The organism is Histophilus somni 2336, from assembly GCF_000019405.1.
GTDB classification, from domain to species: Bacteria; Pseudomonadota; Gammaproteobacteria; order Enterobacterales; family Pasteurellaceae; genus Histophilus; species Histophilus somni.
Genome location: NC_010519.1, coordinates 671,992 through 693,187, shown reverse-complemented (window position 1 = coordinate 693,187; position 21,196 = coordinate 671,992). Strand labels below are relative to the sequence as shown.

Below are 21,196 nucleotides of genomic sequence, written 5' to 3'. Positions count from 1 at the left end.
CCTCAACACAAAGGAAATCTTATAATGATGAAAACCATCACACCGATTGATGTTCATGGCATTCGTTTTGATTATGATACCAATGACCCGATTACCTGCTTATTAGAAAATCAACCTACCTTAGCCGATAGGATAGCGTTGAAAGTAATGAATGAAGAGGGCATTTCGTGGGATACATTACCTCAATCACTTGAATCCCAAGATGATTCAAATGATATGTTGTTACATCAGCCTTACGATGAAAAGGGCGAGAATAAAGAAATTGAGCCAACCCCTTACTTTAGTTTGGCTTACGCTCACTTTCAGGTACAGAAAAAGATTCAGGATATTGATTCAGTAATGGAAGTATTTGAGAGTCCTATCATCTCTAATGAAGTCGATAAGTATTGGTTAGATAGGGCTTTTATAGGTCAAAAAGCGATGATGAACACACATTAAAGGGGGGGTTAACAATGATTTTATTTTATTCTTTGATGATGTTATATGCTCTAGCTTTTTGTGCTGTCTGCTGCCAGTGTCACCAGTTAAAGGTGAGGCATACTTTTATGCTATCCGTAATAATGCTAGTAGTGGGCGTGCTACTTTATCAATGGCTACCACACCATAAGATACTGGTTTCACTCACTGATGCGACTTTATTTATTATGCTATTAGAGTGGATAACGATTGGATTGGGTCTAATGTATCAGTTTGGTTACTTACGCACCAAAATCGGCACGGATACACAACGTGCAATGCTATGGAATTGCCCGACCTATGTATTGATAATCCCGTTTTTATTAAACACATCGGTGAAAAAACAATATCACGCATTTTGGCAAAAATATCACCAGCATAACAATGATGTGAGTTTTCCGTATTAGCCACAATATGTCATAACAAATGCCCTAGGCTGAAAAATCAGTTTAGGGCATTTCATTTCTAAGCGGTTTTTTTTAATGAATTTAGGTCTTTGTGCAACTGCTACATAATACCGTAAAAATTTTAAGGAGCTATTCCCTTTGATCATAAAAAATCTACCCCTTAATTTGTTGATGGCGTATGTAGTACAACTTTTGGAGCAAATCAATTAAATATCTGGATTTTTCTTTTAATTAGCCAAATCAATACTGACAACGCCTTCTTCATCTTTTAGTAACAAATAAACGCCTTGTACTTTCGATTTATCTGTGATTAATCCTCTAATGGTTAAACGCACTTCTCCATTTTGTAAATCTTTGACAGATAAACTATCAATTCGGTAATTATTATTAATTAAAATATCCGTAACGTTACTGATGATCAATGGTGAACTAAGTTGAATATAAATTTTAGTTTTACGTGTTCTACGTGTACTGCGACGGATAATTTGTTGTAACGTCGGACCTACCCGAACTGCGATTAAAATCATAAATGTAGCAACTGAAGCATCAAAAAAGAAGCCGGCTCCAGCAACAATACCAATACCAGCAGCTGCCCAAATAATAGCAGCAGTTGTCAATCCTGAAATAGCATCGTTACTTTTACGTAAAATTACCCCCGCACCTAGAAACCCGATGCCACTAATGACTTGTGCCGCTAACCTCATTGGATCCGTTCGGATATTTTCTGAAACTTGTGCATAATGTTCCGCAGCTTTAATTGACACAATGGTCAGAATACAAGTTGTAACCGCAATAATCACACAAGTTTTTACACCAACTGGTTTATGCTTCAATTCTCGTTCCAAGCCAATTGCTCCACCCAATAGCATAGCAACAGACATTTTTATTAAAATGATAAAATCGGGAGACTGCAAAACTTGTTCAAATAAAGAAGAAAATGAGTTATACATAAATTATATTTTATTAAGCATAAGTGAGTGCTCATTCTATCAAGAATACACCAGCGTTAATATAAAAAAGTGCGGTATTTTTACCGCACTTTTTCAATATAATATTCAAAAGCACGCTACAGAATGTTTTCAAACTGTTCTGTAACAACTTTTGGCCAAACACTTGATTGCACTTCGCCAATATGTTTTTTCTGTAAAAGCAACATCGCCAAGCGAGATTGACCAATCCCACCACCAATAGAAAGCGGTAAACGTCCGTTGACAAGATCTTGATGCCAGTCAAATTGCAACCGATCTTCATCACCAGTTAATGCCAGTTGTTTACGTAATGCGGTTTCATCTACACGAATGCCCATAGAAGATACTTCAAATGCACGCTCCAATACAGGATTCCAAACAAGAATATCACCATTCAAACCTAAATACTCACCTTCAGACGGTGTTGTCCAGTCATCATAATCAGGTGCACGCTTATCATGTGGTTTGCCATCTGATAATACTCCCCCAATTCCCATTAAGAATACTGCACCATATTCTTTACAAATCGCATTTTCACGTTGTTTATCGTTCAATTCAGGATAACGTTGAACAAGTTCCTCACTGTGTATAAAAGTAATCTCTCTAGGTAAAAATTTACTCAACCCAAATTTTTGGTGTACTGCATCTTCCGTTTCCAAAATAGCTTGATAAATTGAACGTACAGTTTCTTTTAAATAAGCAAGGTTGCGACGTCCTGTTGGAATAACTTTTTCCCAATCCCATTGATCAACATAAACAGAGTGGGTTTGATCCAGACTATCTTCATCGGGACGTAATGCTTTCATATGTACAAATAAGCCTTCATTCTCTGCAAAGTTAAAACGAGCTAATGTATGACGTTTCCATTTTGCCAATGAATGCACCACTTCAAATTTGGCATCAGTGATCTGTTTCACATTTACTTGAACCGCTTTCTCTGTACCTGAAAGATTATCTTGAATACCATTTCCCACTTGACTTAAGATAGGTCCTTGAACTTCAATGATGCCTAAATGTTCGATTAATTTTTCTGTAAAAGTGTTTTTAGCAAAACTAATTTCTTGTTGTTGTAAAATAAATGATTTTTTCATGACATACATCCTAATAATTAATAACGAGTAATTGAATATTAAATTCACGTTAGGTATTATTTAATAAAACATACCACTAATTCAATACCATTTATTTATTTTTTTATTAATATTGAATTTATATTAAAAATAGCATAATATTTTTATATATTTTCTAATTCTGAATAATAAGGAAAAATAAATATGCCAAATTTAGACCAATTAGATCAACAAATCTTACGAGTATTAATCAAAGATGCACGTACACCTTATGCAGAAATGGCGAAAAATTTCGGTGTCAGTCCCGGCACTATCCATGTGCGAGTAGAAAAAATGCGTCAATCCGGCATCATTCAAGGCACAAAAATCCGCATTGATGAACGTAAATTAGGTTATGATGTATGTTGCTTTATCGGTATTATTTTAAAAAGTGCTAAAGATTACGACAAAGTTATCAAGCAATTAGAGAATATCAATGAAGTAGTTGAAGCATACTATACGACCGGTAACTATTCTATCTTCATTAAAGTCATGACCCATACTATTGCAGAACTTCATTCAGTTCTTGCTACAAAAATTCAATTAATTGATGAAATTCAATCTACAGAAACATTAATTTCTATGCAAAATCCTATCTTACGAGACATTCGCCCTTAACTTCCAACCTCTGAAAATCCTTCAGAGGTTTATTCTTCAATCATGTATTTTCTGTTATATATCGGTCGGTACTCCTCTTAACAAAGGAATAGTTTGAAATGGTGCTTGCGATGTCGGTGCGGGTATATCATTAAACAGATAAATAAAAGGTTTCTGAGGAATTATCTTCTCATTACGCCACAAACTGCCAATACCCACTAATTGAATATCTTTTGGTAATTGTTTTATCCCCATTTGCAAAACTGCAATCGTATTTTTTCTCGGATGTCCAATCACAATAGCCGTTCCCCGTTTACGAGCATATTGAATGGCGGCATTCCATTGGCGTTGAACATCACTAAGTTTATCACTATCATCAAGAAAAATATGACGTTCCAAAGTGGGTATACCAAACTCTCTCGCTATTTTCCCCGCAACTGATCGCCCAATGGTTCGGCTATCAAGAAAGAATAAATTTTGTTGCAAAAGTGCGGTCATTAATTTGTTCATTAAATCTTTATCGGCTGTCGCCGCACTTCCCATGTGATTATTCATACCTATAGCGTTAGGTAAAATACTTTTAGCATTTCTGACTCGCTGATAAACTTCCGGCTGCGACATACCTAATTTTATTCCGCCATCTTCAATTTTTTGCTGATTAAGCGGTTGCATAGGTAAATGAATTAAAATATCTCTGTTTTGTTGTTTTGCCTGTTGATCACGTTGTTTAGCATGAGGTGCGGAAGGAATAATGGCAACAGAAACTTCTTTTGGCAGAGAATAAATCTGATTATCTTCCTTAAGACGATATCCAATATCATCAATTACAATCGCCAGTTTATGTTGAGCATAAATAAAAGACGATACAATGCTCAGGATTAGCCCCATAAGACTGATTTTAACCGCACTTTTAATACATATATTTCTTCTCATTTTATTTTACCCAACCCATCGGGTTAACAGGTATCCCTTTACGACGAATCTCAAAATAAAGTGCCGGAAGTGCATAACTCCCCGTATCACCAACCTCAGCAATTTTTTGTCCGGCTTTCACAAATTGTCCTTCTTCAACCATAGCAGATTGATTGTAACCGTACAGGGTGAGATCATGCTCTCCATGTTTAACGATTACCATTAAACCATAACCTGCAAGACGACTGACTAAAATAACCCGTCCATCTGCAATTACTTTTACTGGAGAACCTTTTACCGCAGAAATTACCATACCCTTCCATTTCAATTCTCCCATTTGACTTGTACCGAAACCTTGTACAACTTTACCCTGTACAGGAAAAGAATACTGTTTTTTTGCAACACCTAAACCTTTTTTACTTGCCATAAGTTGCTTTTCTTGTGCTGTCGGTTTATAAGGTTTTCGGTTTTTCCTTTCTTCCGACTCTTTTTTCCGTGCCAATGCTGCCCGCTCTCGCTGTTCCTTCTCTTTAGTAATTTTCTCCGCTCGCTGAATTTGTTGACGCAAGGCAATTTCATTTGCCTTTAATTGCTCCAACTTATTTTGATCTTTTACTAAATTTTGATTCAGCTGTTCAAGCATTAATTGTTGCTCACGCTGTAATTTTTGTAGTTCTTGTCGTTGTTGTTTTTGTGTTGTCAGCTGATTTTGCTGATTTTTTCTTTTTCCTTGAATAAGGGCTTTTTCATTCTCCAGCTGTTCTTGAGTTTGTTGGATTTCATTAATCAACTTTACACGAGTTTGATTCATCTGACGATAATAAATCTGCATACGTTCAGATTTTTGTGCCTCTTGAGAAAACAACTTTTCAACTGCGGAAGAATTAATCTCAGCTCGGTACATTTTATCTATTTGCTCTGCAAGCAGTTTTTTTTGACTTTTGAGCTGCATTTCCAAGCGTTTTATCTGTTTATCTGTTGTATTGATAAGTTGTTGTGTTTCTTTCAAATTTTCTTCTGTTTGACGTAATTTATCTTCCGCTTGACTAATTTTATTTTCTTGGTTTTTTAATACGTTTTGTAATTCATTTTGTTCATTTTTTTGTTGTGCAATTTTTTGTTCTTGTAACTTAATTTTTTCTTGGAGGCGAGTAAGTTCATTGGCACGAGCAACAAACGAAAAAAGCAAATAAACTACATAAAAAAGTGCGGTAAGTTTTAATCTATTTTTGAATTTTTGTCGTAAAAATAACATGATACATATCCTGGAAATTGAATTTTATAATATATCACTGCTTCTGAGGGAGAATAAATATTCCGGTAATTCAACCCGCACTTAACTGCACTTAAATCTCTCCCCATAAATCATATTCATCTGCGTTGGTAATAGTTACATTAATAATTTGTCCGAGTTTTACTTCCACTTTTGAAAAATTATCTACGTAAACAACGCCATCAATTTCCGGTGCATCTGCCATCGTACGACCAATAATGCCTTCTTCGTCAATCTCATCAATAATGACAGATAATGTTCTACCAATTTTTTGCCGTAAACGTTCAGCGGAAATTTTTTGTTGCAACTGCATAAAACGGTGAAACCGTTCCTCTTTGATTTCTTCCGGTATTTGATCTTCCATATCGGTGGCGACCGCACCTTCAACAGGACTGAATTTAAAACAACCAACACGATCAAGTTGTGCTTCTTGCAAGAAATCCAATAATAACTGGAAATCTTCCTCCGTTTCTCCCGGAAAACCAACAATAAAGGTAGAACGCAAAGTTAAATCAGGACAAATTTCACGCCATTTTTTGATACGCTCTAAAGTACGTTCAATTGAACCCGGACGTTTCATCATCTTTAAAATTTTAGGACTGGCATGTTGTAAGGGGATATCCAAATAAGGCAAGATTTTACCTTCTGCCATCAATGGAATGAGATTGTCTACGTGCGGATAAGGATAAACATAATGCAACCGCACCCACGCACCGAGCGAACCTAATTTTTCACATAAAGTAATCAGATCATTTTTAATCGGCATCCCATTCCAGAATACCGTTTTACTGGCATTTTCTTTCTTCTTATCCAAGGCATAAGCAGAGGTATCTTGAGATACTACCAAAATCTCTTTCACACCAGCATCTACAAGGCGTTTGGCTTCATCGAGTATATGCACAATGGAACGGCTATCTAAATCACCTCGCATAGAAGGGATGATACAAAAAGTACAACGATGATCACAACCTTCCGAAATTTTTAAATAAGCATAATGTTTTGGCGTCAGTTTTATCCCTTGTTTCGGCACAAGACTAGTATAAGGACTGTATTCAGGTTTAGGTACATATTTATGCACATGTTTCATCACGGCTTCATAGCTATGCGGACCTGTGATCTCCAGCACCTGCGGATGAATTTCACGAATTTGGTTCTCTTTCGCCCCTAAACAACCAGTCACAATCACTTTACCGTTATTCTCTAAAGCTTCTCCGATAGATTCCAATGATTCCTGCACCGCACTATCAATAAAGCCACAGGTATTGACAATAACTAAATCTGCCCCTTCATAACTGGAAATAATATTATAACCATCTGAACGTAACTCTGTCAGAATACGCTCAGAATCAACTAAATTTTTGGGGCAACCAAGGCTGATAAAGCCAATATTTGGGGATGAACTCATAGAATATCTCAATAAACACAAAATCTGCCAATTGTACAGAAATTAAAGAGGAATTGCGACAAGATAAAATCAAATCAATGTAAAAAGTGATACAAAAAGGCTGAGATGCCCTCAGCCATTGATTAGGTATATAAAGAAATTATAGATAGAATTTCTCAACAAAATTTAACTGTTCATCCAGTTTTAACACTAACGGCTGGCCAGTTGGAATTTCAAAAGCCATAATTTCTTCATCAGAAATACCGATAATGTGTTTTGCTAATGCACGTAAAGAGTTACCGTGTGCAGTGACAAGTACACGTTTACCAGAAAGAAGTGCGGGTGCAATTTGATCTTCCCAAAATGGCAGAACACGTTCAAGAGTGATTTTTAAGTTCTCAGCATTTGGCACAACGTCTTTAGGTAAAAGAGCATAACGGCGGTCGTTATGTGCAGAATTCGGATCTTGCGGATCTAAATCCGGTGGAGAAACATCATAAGAACGACGCCAAATGTGAACTTGTTCATCACCATACTGTTCAGCAGTTGCTTTTTTATCCAACCCTTGTAAAGCACCGTAATGACGCTCATTTAAACGCCAGTGCTTCACTTGAGGAATCCATAATTGGTTAGATTCTTCTAACACGATATTGCAGGTTTTAATTGCCCGAGTTAAAACTGAGGTAAATGCAATATCAAATTCATAACCAGCTTCAAGTAATTTTTTACCTGCTGCTTTAGCTTCTTCAATACCACGTTCTGTTAAATTCACATCACGCCAGCCGGTAAACAAGTTTTTGGCATTCCACTCACTAAAACCATGGCGAATAAATACTAACTCCATAAAATATCTCCTAAGTATTAAGTAAAAAACTGCCGACTTTATAGCAAAAAATGAGTATATTTTAAAGTGAAAAGTCAGCTTTTCCTGATCTGACGCAATTCTTCTTGAACATATTAACACTACCAATGACAGTAAAATAAATTTAAGGCAAAGTGCGGTAATTTTTCAACAGTTGATCTTACTATCGTTTAGCGTGTAATCTTTCGTAACCATCTTGACTGCTTGGAGAAAAGAAATGTCATCAAGAGAAACATTGATTTTGCAATTAATAAATTCATCCGGAAAAGTGAATGTAAATGATTTAGCTAAACAATTTGACGTATCTGTGGAAACTATTCGAAGAGATCTAACCGATTTGGATAAGAGAGGGTTAATTCATCGTGTACATGGAGGTGCTGTCAGCCGTAAAGCGAAAGATGTCGGGAGTTCTTTTCAAAGCCGACAACGCTTTAATTGCGATAAAAAACGTGCCATAGCCGCTTCCGCCATTGAATATATGTTTGAAGGTATTGTACTTGGTTTGGATGCCAGTTCAACCAGCTGGCATTTTGCACAAATGATCCCCAATATTCCTTGCACAGTAGTGACCAATTCTATGCATAACATTACCGCACTTGTTAATAAACCTAATATTAAAACCATTGCAACGGGTGGCGTTTATTCAGTGAAATATGATGCTTTTTATGGACCGTTATCCGAACAATTATTACAACGTTTACATATTGATATTGGGATTTTCTCTTGCACCGGCATTGATAGTAGCGGTGGAGTTTGGGAATCAAATGAGCTTAATGCCTCAATTAAACGTAAATTAATGGATGCTTGTGAACAGAAATTTCTCTTATTAGACAGTTCTAAGTTTGAACGTAGAAATTTGATTCGTTTAACAGATTTATCACAAATAGATATTTTATTTACAGACCAAGTTCCAAATCCAACTTTGACATCATACTGCCAAAAATCTGATGTTTTAATCACTATTGTTTAAATCCTCTTTATCCAAACAAAATAATGCCCGATTTACAAAAGAATTGATTTAATTCGGGCATTATCTTTTAATTTTTTTAGCGTTTTTTGTGATGAATTTCACAGAAATTTAACTACTTTCATAAATTTCTTATTGTCTTTCTATTTTTCCTTTCTAATAGTTTTAACATTCTTTCAAAAAATGATGCAAAGCACGCAGCATAATTTTACGAGAATGTAATCCTTGAAACTACTCTCATAATTAAGGAAAGAAAAATGACAGCTAAAACTCTTGAAAAGCAATTTATTGCACCTTTTATATTAATTACCAGTTTGTTTGCTTTGTGGGGATTTGCAAATGATATTACGAATCCAATGGTAGCCGTTTTCCAAACTGTTATGGAAATTCCAGCATCAGAAGCTGCTCTTGTTCAATTTGCCTTTTATGGAGGCTATGGAACAATGGCAATTCCAGCCGCACTTTTTGTCAGCCGATTTAATTATAAATCCGGTGTCTTATTAGGTTTAGCCCTTTATGCAGTTGGTGCATTCTTATTCTATCCGGCAGCTTTGTATGAAGAATTTACTTTTTTCTTACTATCACTTTATATTCTGACTTTTGGGTTAGCTTTTTTAGAAACCACAGCCAACCCATATATTCTTTCGATGGGAGATCCGCAAACTGCAACCCGCCGTTTAAATTTAGCACAATCTTTTAACCCGTTGGGTTCGATTACAGGTATGTTTGTGGCATCACAAGTAGTATTAACCAGCCTAGAATCTGAAAAACGTGATGCAATGGGAAATCTAATTTTTAATACCTTATCTACCGCAGAAAAAGCGACTATACGCACCCATGATTTAGAAATTATTCGTAATCCTTATTTAGCTGTTGGAGGTGTTGTTTTAATCATCATGTTAGTCATTAGTTTATACAAAATGCCTACTACAAAAATGGAAGAGCTAGGGGGGGGGGGAAGAATTGCATTCAAAGACGCATTTTCTCGCCTAATCCAAAATGCAAAGTATCGTGAAGGTGTAATTGCTCAGGTTTTCTATGTGGGTGTTCAAATTATGTGCTGGACATTCATCATTCAATATGCCGAGCGTTTAGGTTTTACTAAAGCTGAAGCCCAAAACTTTAATATTATTGCAATGATAATTTTTGTTACCAGTCGCTTTATCAGCACCAGTATGATGAAGTATTTAAAAGCTGAGTTGATGTTATGCCTATTTGGGGTCGGCGGTTTCTTAAGCATTTTAGGCGTAATTTTTATCAACGGTGTATTAGGCTTATATTGCTTAATTTTAACCTCAGGCTTTATGTCACTTATGTTCCCAACTATCTACGGTATTGCTTTATACGGATTAAAAGAAGAGGCAAGTCTTGGTGCCGCAGGTCTGGTTATGGCAATCGTAGGCGGTGCATTAATGCCACCTTTGCAAGGCATGATCATCGACAAAGGCGAAATTTTAAATATGCCGGCGGTCAACATTTCTTTTGTTCTACCGTTAATCTGTTTTATTCCAATTACTATATATGGTTATAGAAGTTGGAAGGTATTGAAATAATTCGAAGCCTGATTTGATCGTTTTGCCCGAAAAATCATGAATCATTTAAAAATCGGGCAAATAAAAACAAGAAATTTAACCCAAAAAAGGATTTTTTTGTGATTTATCTCACGAAAATTTTACAAATTACACAAAAAACTATGTTCTGTTGTTTTTTGTGAAAAAATAAACTTAATCATCAAGAAGGAATAAAAAATGACACATTTAAAATCAACACCGGTAAAAATCGGTATCCGTCCAACTATTGATGGACGTCGTATGGGCGTTCGTGAATCTTTAGAAGATCAAACCATGAATATGGCAAAAGCGGTTGCTCAATTAATTGAAACGGAAGTGCGGCACACAAATGGGCAATTTGTGAAATGTGTAATTGCGGACACCACGATTGGTGGTGTCGCTGAAGCTGCTGCATGTGCTGAAAAATTCAAACGTGAAAATGTCGGTGCAGTCATCACTGTAACCCCTTGCTGGTGCTATGGTTCTGAAACAATTGATATGGATCCTCATATGCCAAAAGCAATTTGGGGCTTTAACGGTACAGAACGTCCCGGTGCGGTGTATTTGGCAGCGGCTCTTGCCGGACATAACCAAATGGGGCTACCTGCATTCTCTATTTACGGTACTGAAGTTCAAGAAGCATCTGATACAACAATTCCAACAGATGTTAAAGAGAAATTACTACGTTTTGCTCGTGCCGGTCTCGCAGTTGCGACTTTACGTGGTAAATCTTACTTATCTATAGGTTCAGTTTCTATGGGTATTGCCGGTTCTATCGTTAATCAAGCATTCTTTCAAGAATATTTGGATATGCGTAATGAATATGTAGATATGACCGAAATTAAACGCCGTTTAGATCGCAAAATCTATGATGAAAAAGAAGTTAAATTAGCAATGGAATGGGTAACTCAATACTGTAAAGAAGGTATTGATGTAAATGCTGAAGAAAATCAGCGTAGTTCGGAAGAACGTGCAAAACTTTGGGAAAATGTTGTCAAAATGACGATTATTTGTCGAGATCTAATGGTTGGTAATCCTCGTTTAGCTGAACTTGGTTATGTAGAAGAATCAATGGGACATAATGCGATTAGTGCTGGTTTCCAAGGTCAACGCCATTGGACAGATCATCTACCGAACGGCGACTTTATGGAAGCAATATTGAATTCAACTTATGACTGGAACGGTGTACGTCCTCCTTATATTTTAGCCACAGAAAATGATTCATTAAATGGCGTTAACATGTTATTCGGCAATTTGCTAACCGGTCAGGCTCAAATTTTTGCTGATGTACGTACCTATTGGAGTGAAGATTCTGTTGAGCGTGTAACAGGTTGGCGTCCTGAAAGTGGATTTATTCATTTACTAAATTCCGGCTCTGCCGCTTTGGATGGCACGGGACAACATACAGATCCAAACGGAACATCAGTCATTAAACCGGTATGGGAAGTAACAAAAGAAGATGGAAAGCGTTGCTTAGAAAATACTCGTTGGTGTCCGGCGGTACACGAATATTTCAGAGGAGGCGGTTTATCGTCACAATTTTTAACTAAAGGCGGGATGCCATTTACCATACATAGAATTAACTTAGTCAAAGGTATTGGGCCTGTTTTACAAATCGCCGAAGGATGGTCTATTGCTTTACCAGAAAACGTGCATGATATTTTAAATAAACGTACTGATCAAACATGGCCAACTACTTGGTTTGTTCCACGTTTAACGGGTACAGGAGCATTTACTGACGTTTATTCTGTCATGGCAAATTGGGGGGCAAACCATTGCGTTGCAACTTATGGACATGTTGGTGCTGATTTGATCACTCTTGCTTCCATGCTACGTATTCCAGTCTGTATGCACAATGTCGAAGAAAAAGACATTTTCCGTCCAAGTGCTTGGAGTGCATTTGGTCAAGATAAAGAAGGTCAAGATTACCGTGCTTGTGCAAACTTTGGTCCTTTATATCGTTAATTTATGAAATCCAAGGGGAGGGGGAAGGACTAAATTTCCCCTCTTAATTAAGCAATAAGCTCATGATTTTATGGAGTTATTATGGCAATTGCATTGATTTTTGATTGTGGTGCAACAAATTTACGTACCATTGCAATAAATGAAGCAGGTAAAATCGTTGCATCACATCATACACCTAATCACACTCAACCTGATCCTGAAAACTCTCTTTATCATATTTGGGACATCGAAGAAATCTACCAAAAACTTATTTTTTGTGCAGAAAAAACAATTGTGAATCTACGCCAAAAACAAATTGATTTAGCTGAAATTAAAGGGATTGGTATTACTACCTTTGGTGTAGATGGTGCTCCTTTTTCGAAAAATAGGAAGCAAATTTTTCCAATAATTTCTTGGAAATGTCCCCGCACTTTGCCTGTCATGGAGAAACTTCATCAATACCTTGATGTAAAAAAGCTCTATCAGCGTAATGGTATTGGACAATATAGTTTCAATACATTGTTCAAATTATTGTGGTTGAAAGAAAATAAACCGGATATTTTTGCCGAGATGGATAAGTGGGTATTCATTTCATCTATATTAACTCAACGTTTGACAGGTCAATTTAGTACAGATCGTACTATGGCAGGTACATCAATGATGACAAATATAGAAAATGACTCTTGGGATAAAGAGGTTTTAGATTTTCTAGGTTTGAACGAACAACATTTCCCGCCGATGAAAAGAGCGGGTGAAAAAATAGGTAATTTATTACCTGAGGTGGCAAAATATTTAGGTTTATCAACACATATCCCAGTACTTTCCTGTGGACATGACACTCAATTTGCTATTTTCGGTTCCGGTGCCAAATATAACCAACCTGTTTTAAGTTCAGGTACTTGGGAAATTTTAATGGTAAGAACACAGCAAGCTCAAGCACAATGGCAATATGTCAGAGATGGTTTAACCATAGAATTTGATAGTCTGCCTGATGCTTTTAATCCGGGAGTGCAATGGGTTAGTTCGGGTGTGATTGAATGGTTGGGCAAACAATTCTTTTCCGATGTAACCAAAGAGCAATATTACCAAACTATGATCGCAGAGGGCGAAACAGTACCTGCCGGTTCCAATGGCGTGAAGCTCGTAGGAAATTTTGACGGCAAAATGGAACAAACAGGTGAAATCAAAGGTTTATCAATGCATACGAAACGTGGCGAAATTTATCGTGCAGGTTTGGAATACATGGCTTACCGTTTAAAAGCAGGCTTGAATGTATTACAAAAAGTGGGAAATTTTAGTGCGGATCGTTTGATTGTGGTTGGCGGTGGATCTAAAAATAAACTTTGGAACCAAATTCGTGCTGATGTCTTAGGTTGCCCTATTGATGTTATTGATATAGCAGAGAGTACAGTATTGGGTGCAGCTATGTTTACTTTAACCGGTGCGGGCGTTTTTGCAAACGTCGAAGAGGCACAGCAAAAAATGAAGCCGACATTCCGACGAATTGAGCCTTCAACAGATATGGAATTTTATAAAAAACTTCAGGAGGATATATGTTAAAAGGGATTCATCCGGCAATTTCACCGGATTTGTTGAAAATTTTAGCAGAAATGGGACATGGAGATGAGTTAGTTTTATCTGATGCTCATTTTCCAGCTCATCAATTGCATCATAAAGTTGTTCGTGCTGACGGTATTAGTATCAATTCTTTACTGACAGGTATTACCCCTTTATTTGAGTTTGATACTTATACTGAGGCACCGTTAATTATGATGCAAGCAGTGGAAGGGGATAGTTTGGATCCCGCTGTGGAGCAAAGCTATCTTCAAACAATTAAAAGTGCGGTAGGTAATGTGCCTAAATTAGCAAGAATGGATCGTTTTGCTTTTTATGAGCGAGCAAAACAGGCTTATGCAGTAGTTATTACCGGTGAAACTGCAAAATACGGCAATATTATTATTAAAAAAGGTGTTACACCTGTGAAATAGAAGGACAATAAAAATGGATAGATCACTACTTTCAAAAAAAATTATCTTCACCTGTTTAGAAATGACAAGACTTGGTTTAAACCAAGGAACTGCGGGTAACGTCAGTGTCAGATATAAAGACGGTATGTTAATTACTCCTACAGGCATGCCATATGAATTGCTGACTGAAAACAACATTGTTTATGTAGATAAACATGGCAAACATGAAGAAGGCAAATTCCCCTCCAGTGAATGGCATTTCCATCTAGCTGTGTATGAAGCACGTCCTGATGTTGATGCAGTTGTACATAATCATTCAATCAATTGTGCAGCTGTCTCTATTTTAGAAAAACCCATTCCTCCTTTTCATTACATGATTGCCGTAGGCGGTGCTGATCATATTCCTTGTGTTCCTTATGCAACTTTTGGTACACATGAATTAGCTGAGCATGTAAAACAAGGTATTAAAAAATGTAAAGCAATTTTATTAGCACATCACGGTTTAATTGCTGCAGAGAAAAATCTTGATAAAGCACTATGGCTTGCTCATGAAGTTGAAGTCTTGGCACAATGGTACATGAAACTTTTAGCGACAGGTTTAGAAATCCCATTGTTAACTCCAAAAGAAATGGAGATTGTATTAGAGAAATTTAAATCTTATGGATTACGAATTGAAAAATAATTTGTAACAAACGAAGCAAATATTGCTTATATGTTTTCGATATCGGCATGAATGTTAATTAAACACGAGATACAACTTAGTTTCAATTACATCATGCCTACATTTTTATGGAGAAAAAGTAAAACTATATGTTTTGTCATTTCTCTGAACATTCTTGTAAAAATTGAGTATAATAAAATCGTCTTAAAATTTGAAATTAAGGTTATTTTTAGGAGAAAAATATGCGTTTTTGTTTAATCGGTTTGTGTATATTATTAACAAGTTGCATTGTACCGACATCAACAAAAGATCAAACAGCCATTCCAGTTCCAATTTTCATCGGTGTTTCGGAACAAACTGATTTTGATGCTATTCATGTTTGTACATTAAAACCATTTACTCAAGAATATCGCAGTGAGCATACCAACAGAGGCCGAGCTAAACTTAATGTACAAAGACAGTGTCAAGCACAGCATAGTGAGATGTTTTGTGAAGAAAAAGATATTGTTTGCCGGACGTATGAATAAGGCAAACGATAAATAAATTACCTAAAAAAAGAGCGGTAGAAAAAAAAACAATTTTCCTACCGCACCTCTTCACTCTGCTTCATTACCCTACTTTTTATGACTACCTTGTTATCACCTTATTACTTTTTTTCTCCCATTTTCCTCTTCCCTCTTCTCTCTTCCCCGCCTTATCCCAAATAACAAAAAACCCTGAGTGTCTCCACCCAGGGTCATATCATAAAAAACTTGGCGGTGCCCTACTCTCACATGGGGAATCCCCACACTACCATCGGCGTTACAGCGTTTCACTTCTGAGTTCGGCATGGTGTCAGGTGGTCCCACCGCACTATCGCCGCCAAGTTAAATTCCTCTCTCTTATATCCCGTCTCTATCTCTTCTTCAATAAAAAAACAAGCCTCTACTTCAAGTCTTCCTCTCTCTATCCTGTCCCGCTTCTTCCTCTATGCAAAACACTCAAGATTGTATGGTTAAGCCCCTCGGGAAATTAGTATGGGTTAGCTCAATATATCACTACACTTACACACCCCACCTATCTACGTCTTAGTCTCAAACATCCCTTACTAACTCTTCATTAGGGAGAACTCATCTTAAGGCAAGTTTCGTGCTTAGATGCTTTCAGCACTTATCTCTCCCGCATTTAGCTACCCAGCAATGCTTCTGGCGAAACAACTGGTACACCAGTGATGCGTCCACTCCGGTCCTCTCGTACTAGGAGCAGCCCCCCTCAATTCTCCAACGCCCACGGCAGATAGGGACCGAACTGTCTCACGACGTTCTAAACCCAGCTCGCGTACCACTTTAAATGGCGAACAGCCATACCCTTGGGACCTACTTCAGCCCCAGGATGTGATGAGCCGACATCGAGGTGCCAAACACCGCCGTCGATATGAACTCTTGGGCGGTATCAGCCTGTTATCCCCGGAGTACCTTTTATCCGTTGAGCGATGGCCCTTCCATTCAGAACCACCGGATCACTATGACCTGCTTTCGCACCTGCTCGACTTGTCCGTCTCGCAGTTAAGCTCGCTTATACCATTGCACTAACCTGACGATGTCCGACCGTCATTAGCAAACCTTCGTGCTCCTCCGTTACTCTTTGGGAGGAGACCGCCCCAGTCAAACTACCCACCAGACACTGTCCGAGTACCCGTCTCAGGTACTTCGTTAGAACATCAAACATTAAAGGGTGGTATTTCAACACCGACTCCATGCAAACTGGCGTTCACACTTCTTCGTCTCCCACCTATCCTACACATCAATATTCAATGTTCAGTGTCAAGCTATAGTAAAGGTTCACGGGGTCTTTCCGTCTAGCCGCGGGTACACCGCATCTTCACGGCGATTTCAATTTCACTGAGCCTCGGGTGGAGACAGCCTGGCCATCATTATGCCATTCGTGCAGGTCGGAACTTACCCGACAAGGAATTTCGCTACCTTAGGACCGTTATAGTTACGGCCGCCGTTTACTGGGGCTTCGATCAGCTGCTTCTCTTTCGATTACAACATCAATTAACCTTCCAGCACCGGGCAGGCATCACACCCTATACTTCCACTTTCGTGTTCGCAGAGTGCTGTGTTTTTAATAAACAGTTGCAGCCAGCTGGTATCTTCGACTTACTTCACCTTCACCCGTAAAGAGCTACAATTACCGTAAGCGCACCTTCTCCCGAAGTTACGGTGCCATTTTGCCTAGTTCCTTCACCCGAGTTCTCTCAAGCGCCTGAGTATTCTCTACCTGACCACCTGTGTCGGTTTTCAGTACGGTTCCAATAAACCTTTCGCTTAGTGGCTTTTCCTGGAAGCGTGGTATCAGTTACTTCGTCTCCTTAGAAACTCCTCTTCACCCCTCAGCGTTTAATAGAAGACCGGATTTGCCTAATCTTCCCACCTACAGGCTTAAACGACCATCCAACAGGCCGATAACCTAACCTTCTCCGTCCCCACATCGCAGTTTATCAAAGTACGGGAATATTAACCCGTTTCCCATCAACTACGCTTTTCAGCCTCGCCTTAGGGGCCGACTCACCCTGCCCCGATTAACGTTGGACAGGAACCCTTGGTCTTCCGGCGAACGGGTTTTTCACCCGTTTTATCGTTACTTATGTCAGCATTCGCACTTGTGATACGTCCAGCAAACCTCTCAATTTACCTTCTTCCGCTTACACAACGCTCCCCTACCCAACAGGAGCAACATTAATGATTCTTGTCGCTTCTCAATCCAACTCAACCTTCGTTTACTCAACCAACTCACTCCCTTCGTGAGTCGTTACCTAAAAACCATTAATGTTGCTCCTGATGCCGCAGCTTCGGTGCTATATTTCAGCCCCGTTACATCTTCCGCGCAGGCCGACTCGACTAGTGAGCTATTACGCTTTCTTTAAATGATGGCTGCTTCTAAGCCAACATCCTAGCTGTCTATGCCTTCCCACCTCGTTTCCCACTTAATATAAACTTTGGGACCTTAGCTGGCGGTCTGGGTTGTTTCCCTCTCCACGACGAACGTTAGCACCCGCCGTGTGTCTCCTATGCATTACTCTTCGGTATTCGCAGTTTGCATCGGGTTGGTAATCCGGGATGGACCCCTAGCCGAAACAGTGCTCTACCCCCAAAGGTATTCACATAAGGCTCTACCTAAATAGATTTCGGGGAGAACCAGCTATCTCCCGGTTTGATTGGCCTTTCACCCCCAGCCACACGTCATCCGCTAATTTTTCAACATTAGTCGGTTCGGTCCTCCAGTTAGTGTTACCCAACCTTCAACCTGCACATGGCTAGATCACCGGGTTTCGGGTCTATACCTTGCAACTTAACGCCCAGTTAAGACTCGGTTTCCCTTCGGCTCCCTTATTCAGTTAACCTCGCTACAAAATATAACTCGCTGACCCATTATACAAAAGGTACGCAGTCACCTCTCGGCTCCCACTGCTTGTACGCACAAGGTTTCAGGTTCTCTTTCACTCCCCTCCCGGGGTTCTTTTCGCCTTTCCTTCACAGTACTGGTTCACTATCGGTCAATCAGGAGTATTTAGCCTTGGAGGATGGTCCCCCCTTCTTCAAACAGGATTCCTCGTGTCCCGCCCTACTTCTCGTTAGCTTAGTACCACCGCGCCGCCTTAAGGTACGGGATTATCACCCTCTATGATTGAACTTCCCAGTCCATTCCCCTAACAGCTACGTTATCACTAACCGGCTCCTCCGCTTTCGCTCGCCGCTACTCACAGAATCTCTTTTGATTTCTTTTCCTCGGGTTACTTAGATGTTTCACTTCTCCCGGTTCGCCTTTCATTACTATGTGTTCATAATGAAATGATAGACTCTTCGCCTATCGGGTTTCCCCATTCGGATATCTCGGATTATTCGCTTCTTATCAACTCATCCAAGCTTTTCGCAGATTTGCACGTCCTTCTTCGCCTCTGATTGCCTAGGCATCCACCTTGTGCGCTTATTCACTTAACCATACAATCTTGAATGTTCCGCTCTATCAATAACTTCATCATCCCTTCTCGTATCTCTAGCATACTTAGCCACCTTTCAGACTAAGTATACCCTACTCAGACTTCCTCTCGAAAATCTCTCAGTTTTCAGCTTGTTTCTATATTGTTAAAGAACTTCTTTAGAGACACTTCAAAAGTATCCTTAAATGGCGTCCCCACGGGGATTCGAACCCCGGTTACCGCCGTGAAAGGGCGATGTCCTAGGCCTCTAGACGATGGGGACAACATTCAACGATGCTCTCCCGCCCTCTCTTACCTATCAGACAATCTGTGTGAACACTCGTGATTACTTCTCTTATAAGGAGGTGATCCAACCGCAGGTTCCCCTACGGTTACCTTGTTACGACTTCACCCCAGTCATGAACCATACCGTGGTAAACGCCCCCTTTCGTTAAGCTATCTACTTCTGGTACAACCCACTCCCATGGTGTGACGGGCGGTGTGTACAAGGCCCGGGAACGTATTCACCGCGACATTCTGATCCGCGATTACTAGCGATTCCGACTTCATGGAGTCGAGTTCCAGACTCCAATCCGGACTTAGACGTACTTTCTGAGCTTCGCTTACCCTCGCAGGCTCGCCTCCCTCTGTATACGCCATTGTAGCACGTGTGTAGCCCTACTCGTAAGGGCCATGATGACTTGACGTCATCCCCACCTTCCTCCAGTTTATCACCGGCAGTCTCCTTTGAGTTCCCACCCTAACATGCTGGCAACAAAGGATAAGGGTTGCGCTCGTTGCGGGACTTAACCCAACATTTCACAACACGAGCTGACGACAGCCATGCAGCACCTGTCTCTAAGCTCCCGTAGGCACACCACCATCTCTGGCGGCTTCTTAGGATGTCAAGAGTAGGTAAGGTTCTTCGCGTTGCATCGAATTAAACCACATGCTCCACCGCTTGTGCGGGCCCCCGTCAATTCATTTGAGTTTTAACCTTGCGGCCGTACTCCCCAGGCGGTCGATTTATCACGTTAGCTTCGGGCACCAAGTATTCACCCAATCCCCAAATCGACATCGTTTACAGCGTGGACTACCAGGGTATCTAATCCTGTTTGCTCCCCACGCTTTCGCACTCGAGCGTCAGTATCTTCCCAAGGGGCTGCCTTCGCCTTCGGTATTCCTCCACATCTCTACGCATTTCACCGCTACACGTGGAATTCTACCCCTCCCTAAAGTACTCTAGTCACCCAGTCTGAAATGCTGTTCCCAGGTTAAGCCCGGGGATTTCACACCTCACTTAAGTCACCACCTGCGTGCCCTTTACGCCCAGTCATTCCGATTAACGCTCGCACCCTCCGTATTACCGCGGCTGCTGGCACGGAGTTAGCCGGTGCTTCTTCTGTGATTATCGTCAATCAATTAATCTCTTAAACTAATCGCCTTCCTCATCACCGAAAGAACTTTACAACCCGAAGGCCTTCTTCATTCACGCGGCATGGCTGCGTCAGGGTTCCCCCCATTGCGCAATATTCCCCACTGCTGCCTCCCGTAGGAGTCTGGACCGTGTCTCAGTTCCAGTGTGGCTGGCCATCCTCTCAGACCAGCTAGAGATCGTCAGCTTGGTGAGCCCTTACCTCACCAACTACCTAATCCCACTTGGGCTCATCAAATGGCAGGTGGCCTCACAGTCCCACCCCTTTAGTCCTTAGACATTACGCGGTATTACCCACAGTTTCCCGTGGCTATCCCCCTCCATTCGCCAGATTCCCAAGCTTTACTCACCCGTCCGCCACTCGTCAGCAGAGAAAGTATTCTCCCTCCCCGTTACCGTTCGACTTGCATGTGTTAAGCCTGCCGCCAGCGTTCAATCTGAGCCATGATCAAACTCTTCAATTTAATCTCTTCGCTCAATAAATACTGACTATTTTATCCATCTTTTCTCTATGAATTTCTCTAGTTTAAGCACTTATCTTACTCTTTTAATCTCTTATTAATACAGTCTCACAAGTGCCCACACAGTTTGTCTGATAGTTTGTTAAAGAACAAAAAATAACGACACACTGCTTAACCTCTCACAACAGCGTGTCGTTGTGTGCCGTGCATTATAGGCATTTTATATTTCAATGCAAGTAATTTTTTAAAAAAATTTTTTACTTGCTGAAATTTTATACTTTT

16 protein-coding genes, 1 tRNA gene and 3 rRNA genes are annotated in these 21,196 nt (G+C 39.7%); 10 read left to right on the top strand and 10 right to left on the bottom strand.

The annotated features are described in order from the left end of the window. Positions 1–24 precede the first annotated feature (24 nt). Positions 25–438 (top strand): hypothetical protein, encoded by a 414-nt coding sequence (locus tag HSM_RS03035; RefSeq protein WP_012341422.1) that lies wholly within the window; start codon positions 25–27, stop codon positions 436–438. Between the two features lie 107 nt (positions 439–545). Further along, positions 546–863, top strand: coding sequence for a hypothetical protein (locus tag HSM_RS11120; protein ID WP_228487880.1), 318 nt, complete (start codon positions 546–548; stop codon positions 861–863). A gap of 227 nt (positions 864–1,090) precedes the next feature. Here the strand turns inward: HSM_RS11120 and HSM_RS03025 are convergent, their stop codons facing one another. Together HSM_RS03025 and asnA are read right to left on the bottom strand one after the other, a co-directional pair. Then, entirely contained in the window at positions 1,091–1,813 is a 723-nt protein-coding gene (locus HSM_RS03025; RefSeq protein ID WP_011609592.1) for an MgtC/SapB family protein, read from the bottom strand. 116 nt (positions 1,814–1,929) lie between these two features. Next, entirely contained in the window at positions 1,930–2,922 is a 993-nt protein-coding gene (gene asnA / locus HSM_RS03020; RefSeq protein ID WP_012341421.1) for an aspartate--ammonia ligase, read from the bottom strand. 183 nt (positions 2,923–3,105) lie between these two features. Between asnA and asnC the strand changes: the two genes are divergently transcribed. Further along, on the top strand, positions 3,106–3,558 hold the full coding sequence (asnC, locus tag HSM_RS03015) for a transcriptional regulator AsnC (RefSeq protein ID WP_011609594.1): 453 nt from the start codon (positions 3,106–3,108) through the stop codon (positions 3,556–3,558). 54 nt (positions 3,559–3,612) lie between these two features. Here asnC and HSM_RS03010 read toward each other — a convergent pair whose 3' ends face one another. From HSM_RS03010 to HSM_RS02995, 4 genes are all read right to left on the bottom strand, one after another. Further along, positions 3,613–4,470 carry a divergent polysaccharide deacetylase family protein gene (locus HSM_RS03010; RefSeq protein WP_012341419.1) on the bottom strand — a complete coding sequence of 286 codons (858 nt, stop codon included), beginning with the start codon at positions 4,468–4,470 and terminating at the stop codon, positions 3,613–3,615. A 1-nt stretch (position 4,471) separates the two neighbouring features. After that, complete coding sequence (gene envC, locus HSM_RS03005; protein ID WP_012341418.1) at positions 4,472–5,704, bottom strand: murein hydrolase activator EnvC; 1,233 nt, start codon at positions 5,702–5,704, stop codon at positions 4,472–4,474. Positions 5,705–5,795: 91 nt separating this feature from the next. Beyond that, positions 5,796–7,127, bottom strand: a complete 1,332-nt coding sequence (gene rimO, locus HSM_RS03000) for a 30S ribosomal protein S12 methylthiotransferase RimO (protein WP_012341417.1) — start codon at positions 7,125–7,127, stop codon at positions 5,796–5,798. Between the two features lie 139 nt (positions 7,128–7,266). Then, positions 7,267–7,950: a 2,3-diphosphoglycerate-dependent phosphoglycerate mutase gene (locus tag HSM_RS02995; RefSeq protein ID WP_011609598.1), complete on the bottom strand. Its 684-nt coding sequence runs from the start codon at positions 7,948–7,950 to the stop codon at positions 7,267–7,269. Positions 7,951–8,185: 235 nt separating this feature from the next. Between HSM_RS02995 and HSM_RS02990 the strand changes: the two genes are divergently transcribed. The 7 genes from HSM_RS02990 to HSM_RS02960 all read left to right on the top strand — a co-directional run bounded on the left by HSM_RS02990 (position 8,186) and on the right by HSM_RS02960 (position 15,584). Continuing rightward, the gene (locus HSM_RS02990; protein WP_012341416.1) at positions 8,186–8,938 is read left to right on the top strand and encodes a DeoR/GlpR family DNA-binding transcription regulator; all 753 of its coding nucleotides are present in this window, start codon (positions 8,186–8,188) and stop codon (positions 8,936–8,938) included. A 254-nt stretch (positions 8,939–9,192) separates the two neighbouring features. Further along, the gene (gene fucP / locus HSM_RS02985; RefSeq protein WP_012341415.1) at positions 9,193–10,488 is read left to right on the top strand and encodes an L-fucose:H+ symporter permease; all 1,296 of its coding nucleotides are present in this window, start codon (positions 9,193–9,195) and stop codon (positions 10,486–10,488) included. A gap of 195 nt (positions 10,489–10,683) precedes the next feature. Continuing rightward, positions 10,684–12,450, top strand: coding sequence for an L-fucose isomerase (fucI, locus tag HSM_RS02980; RefSeq protein WP_012341414.1), 1,767 nt, complete (start codon positions 10,684–10,686; stop codon positions 12,448–12,450). 81 nt (positions 12,451–12,531) lie between these two features. Beyond that, positions 12,532–13,989, top strand: coding sequence for an L-fuculokinase (gene fucK / locus HSM_RS02975; RefSeq protein ID WP_012341413.1), 1,458 nt, complete (start codon positions 12,532–12,534; stop codon positions 13,987–13,989). Next, positions 13,983–14,417: an L-fucose mutarotase gene (fucU, locus tag HSM_RS02970; protein WP_012341412.1), complete on the top strand. Its 435-nt coding sequence runs from the start codon at positions 13,983–13,985 to the stop codon at positions 14,415–14,417. Before fucK ends, fucU begins: the two co-directional genes overlap by 7 nt. A 13-nt stretch (positions 14,418–14,430) precedes the next feature. After that, positions 14,431–15,078 carry an L-fuculose-phosphate aldolase gene (gene fucA, locus HSM_RS02965; protein WP_012341411.1) on the top strand — a complete coding sequence of 216 codons (648 nt, stop codon included), beginning with the start codon at positions 14,431–14,433 and terminating at the stop codon, positions 15,076–15,078. 221 nt (positions 15,079–15,299) lie between these two features. Beyond that, positions 15,300–15,584: a hypothetical protein gene (locus HSM_RS02960; RefSeq protein ID WP_012341409.1), complete on the top strand. Its 285-nt coding sequence runs from the start codon at positions 15,300–15,302 to the stop codon at positions 15,582–15,584. 223 nt (positions 15,585–15,807) lie between these two features. Here HSM_RS02960 and rrf read toward each other — a convergent pair. The 4 genes from rrf to HSM_RS02940 all read right to left on the bottom strand — a co-directional run bounded on the left by rrf (position 15,808) and on the right by HSM_RS02940 (position 20,917). Further along, positions 15,808–15,923, bottom strand: a 5S ribosomal RNA gene (gene rrf / locus HSM_RS02955). Positions 15,924–16,047: 124 nt separating this feature from the next. Then, positions 16,048–19,040, bottom strand: a 23S ribosomal RNA gene (locus tag HSM_RS02950). A gap of 185 nt (positions 19,041–19,225) precedes the next feature. Then, positions 19,226–19,301, bottom strand: a tRNA-Glu gene (locus HSM_RS02945). Between the two features lie 75 nt (positions 19,302–19,376). Beyond that, positions 19,377–20,917, bottom strand: a 16S ribosomal RNA gene (locus HSM_RS02940). Together the 16S, 23S and 5S rRNA genes with 1 tRNA gene alongside form the textbook arrangement of a ribosomal RNA operon. Positions 20,918–21,196 lie beyond the last annotated feature (279 nt).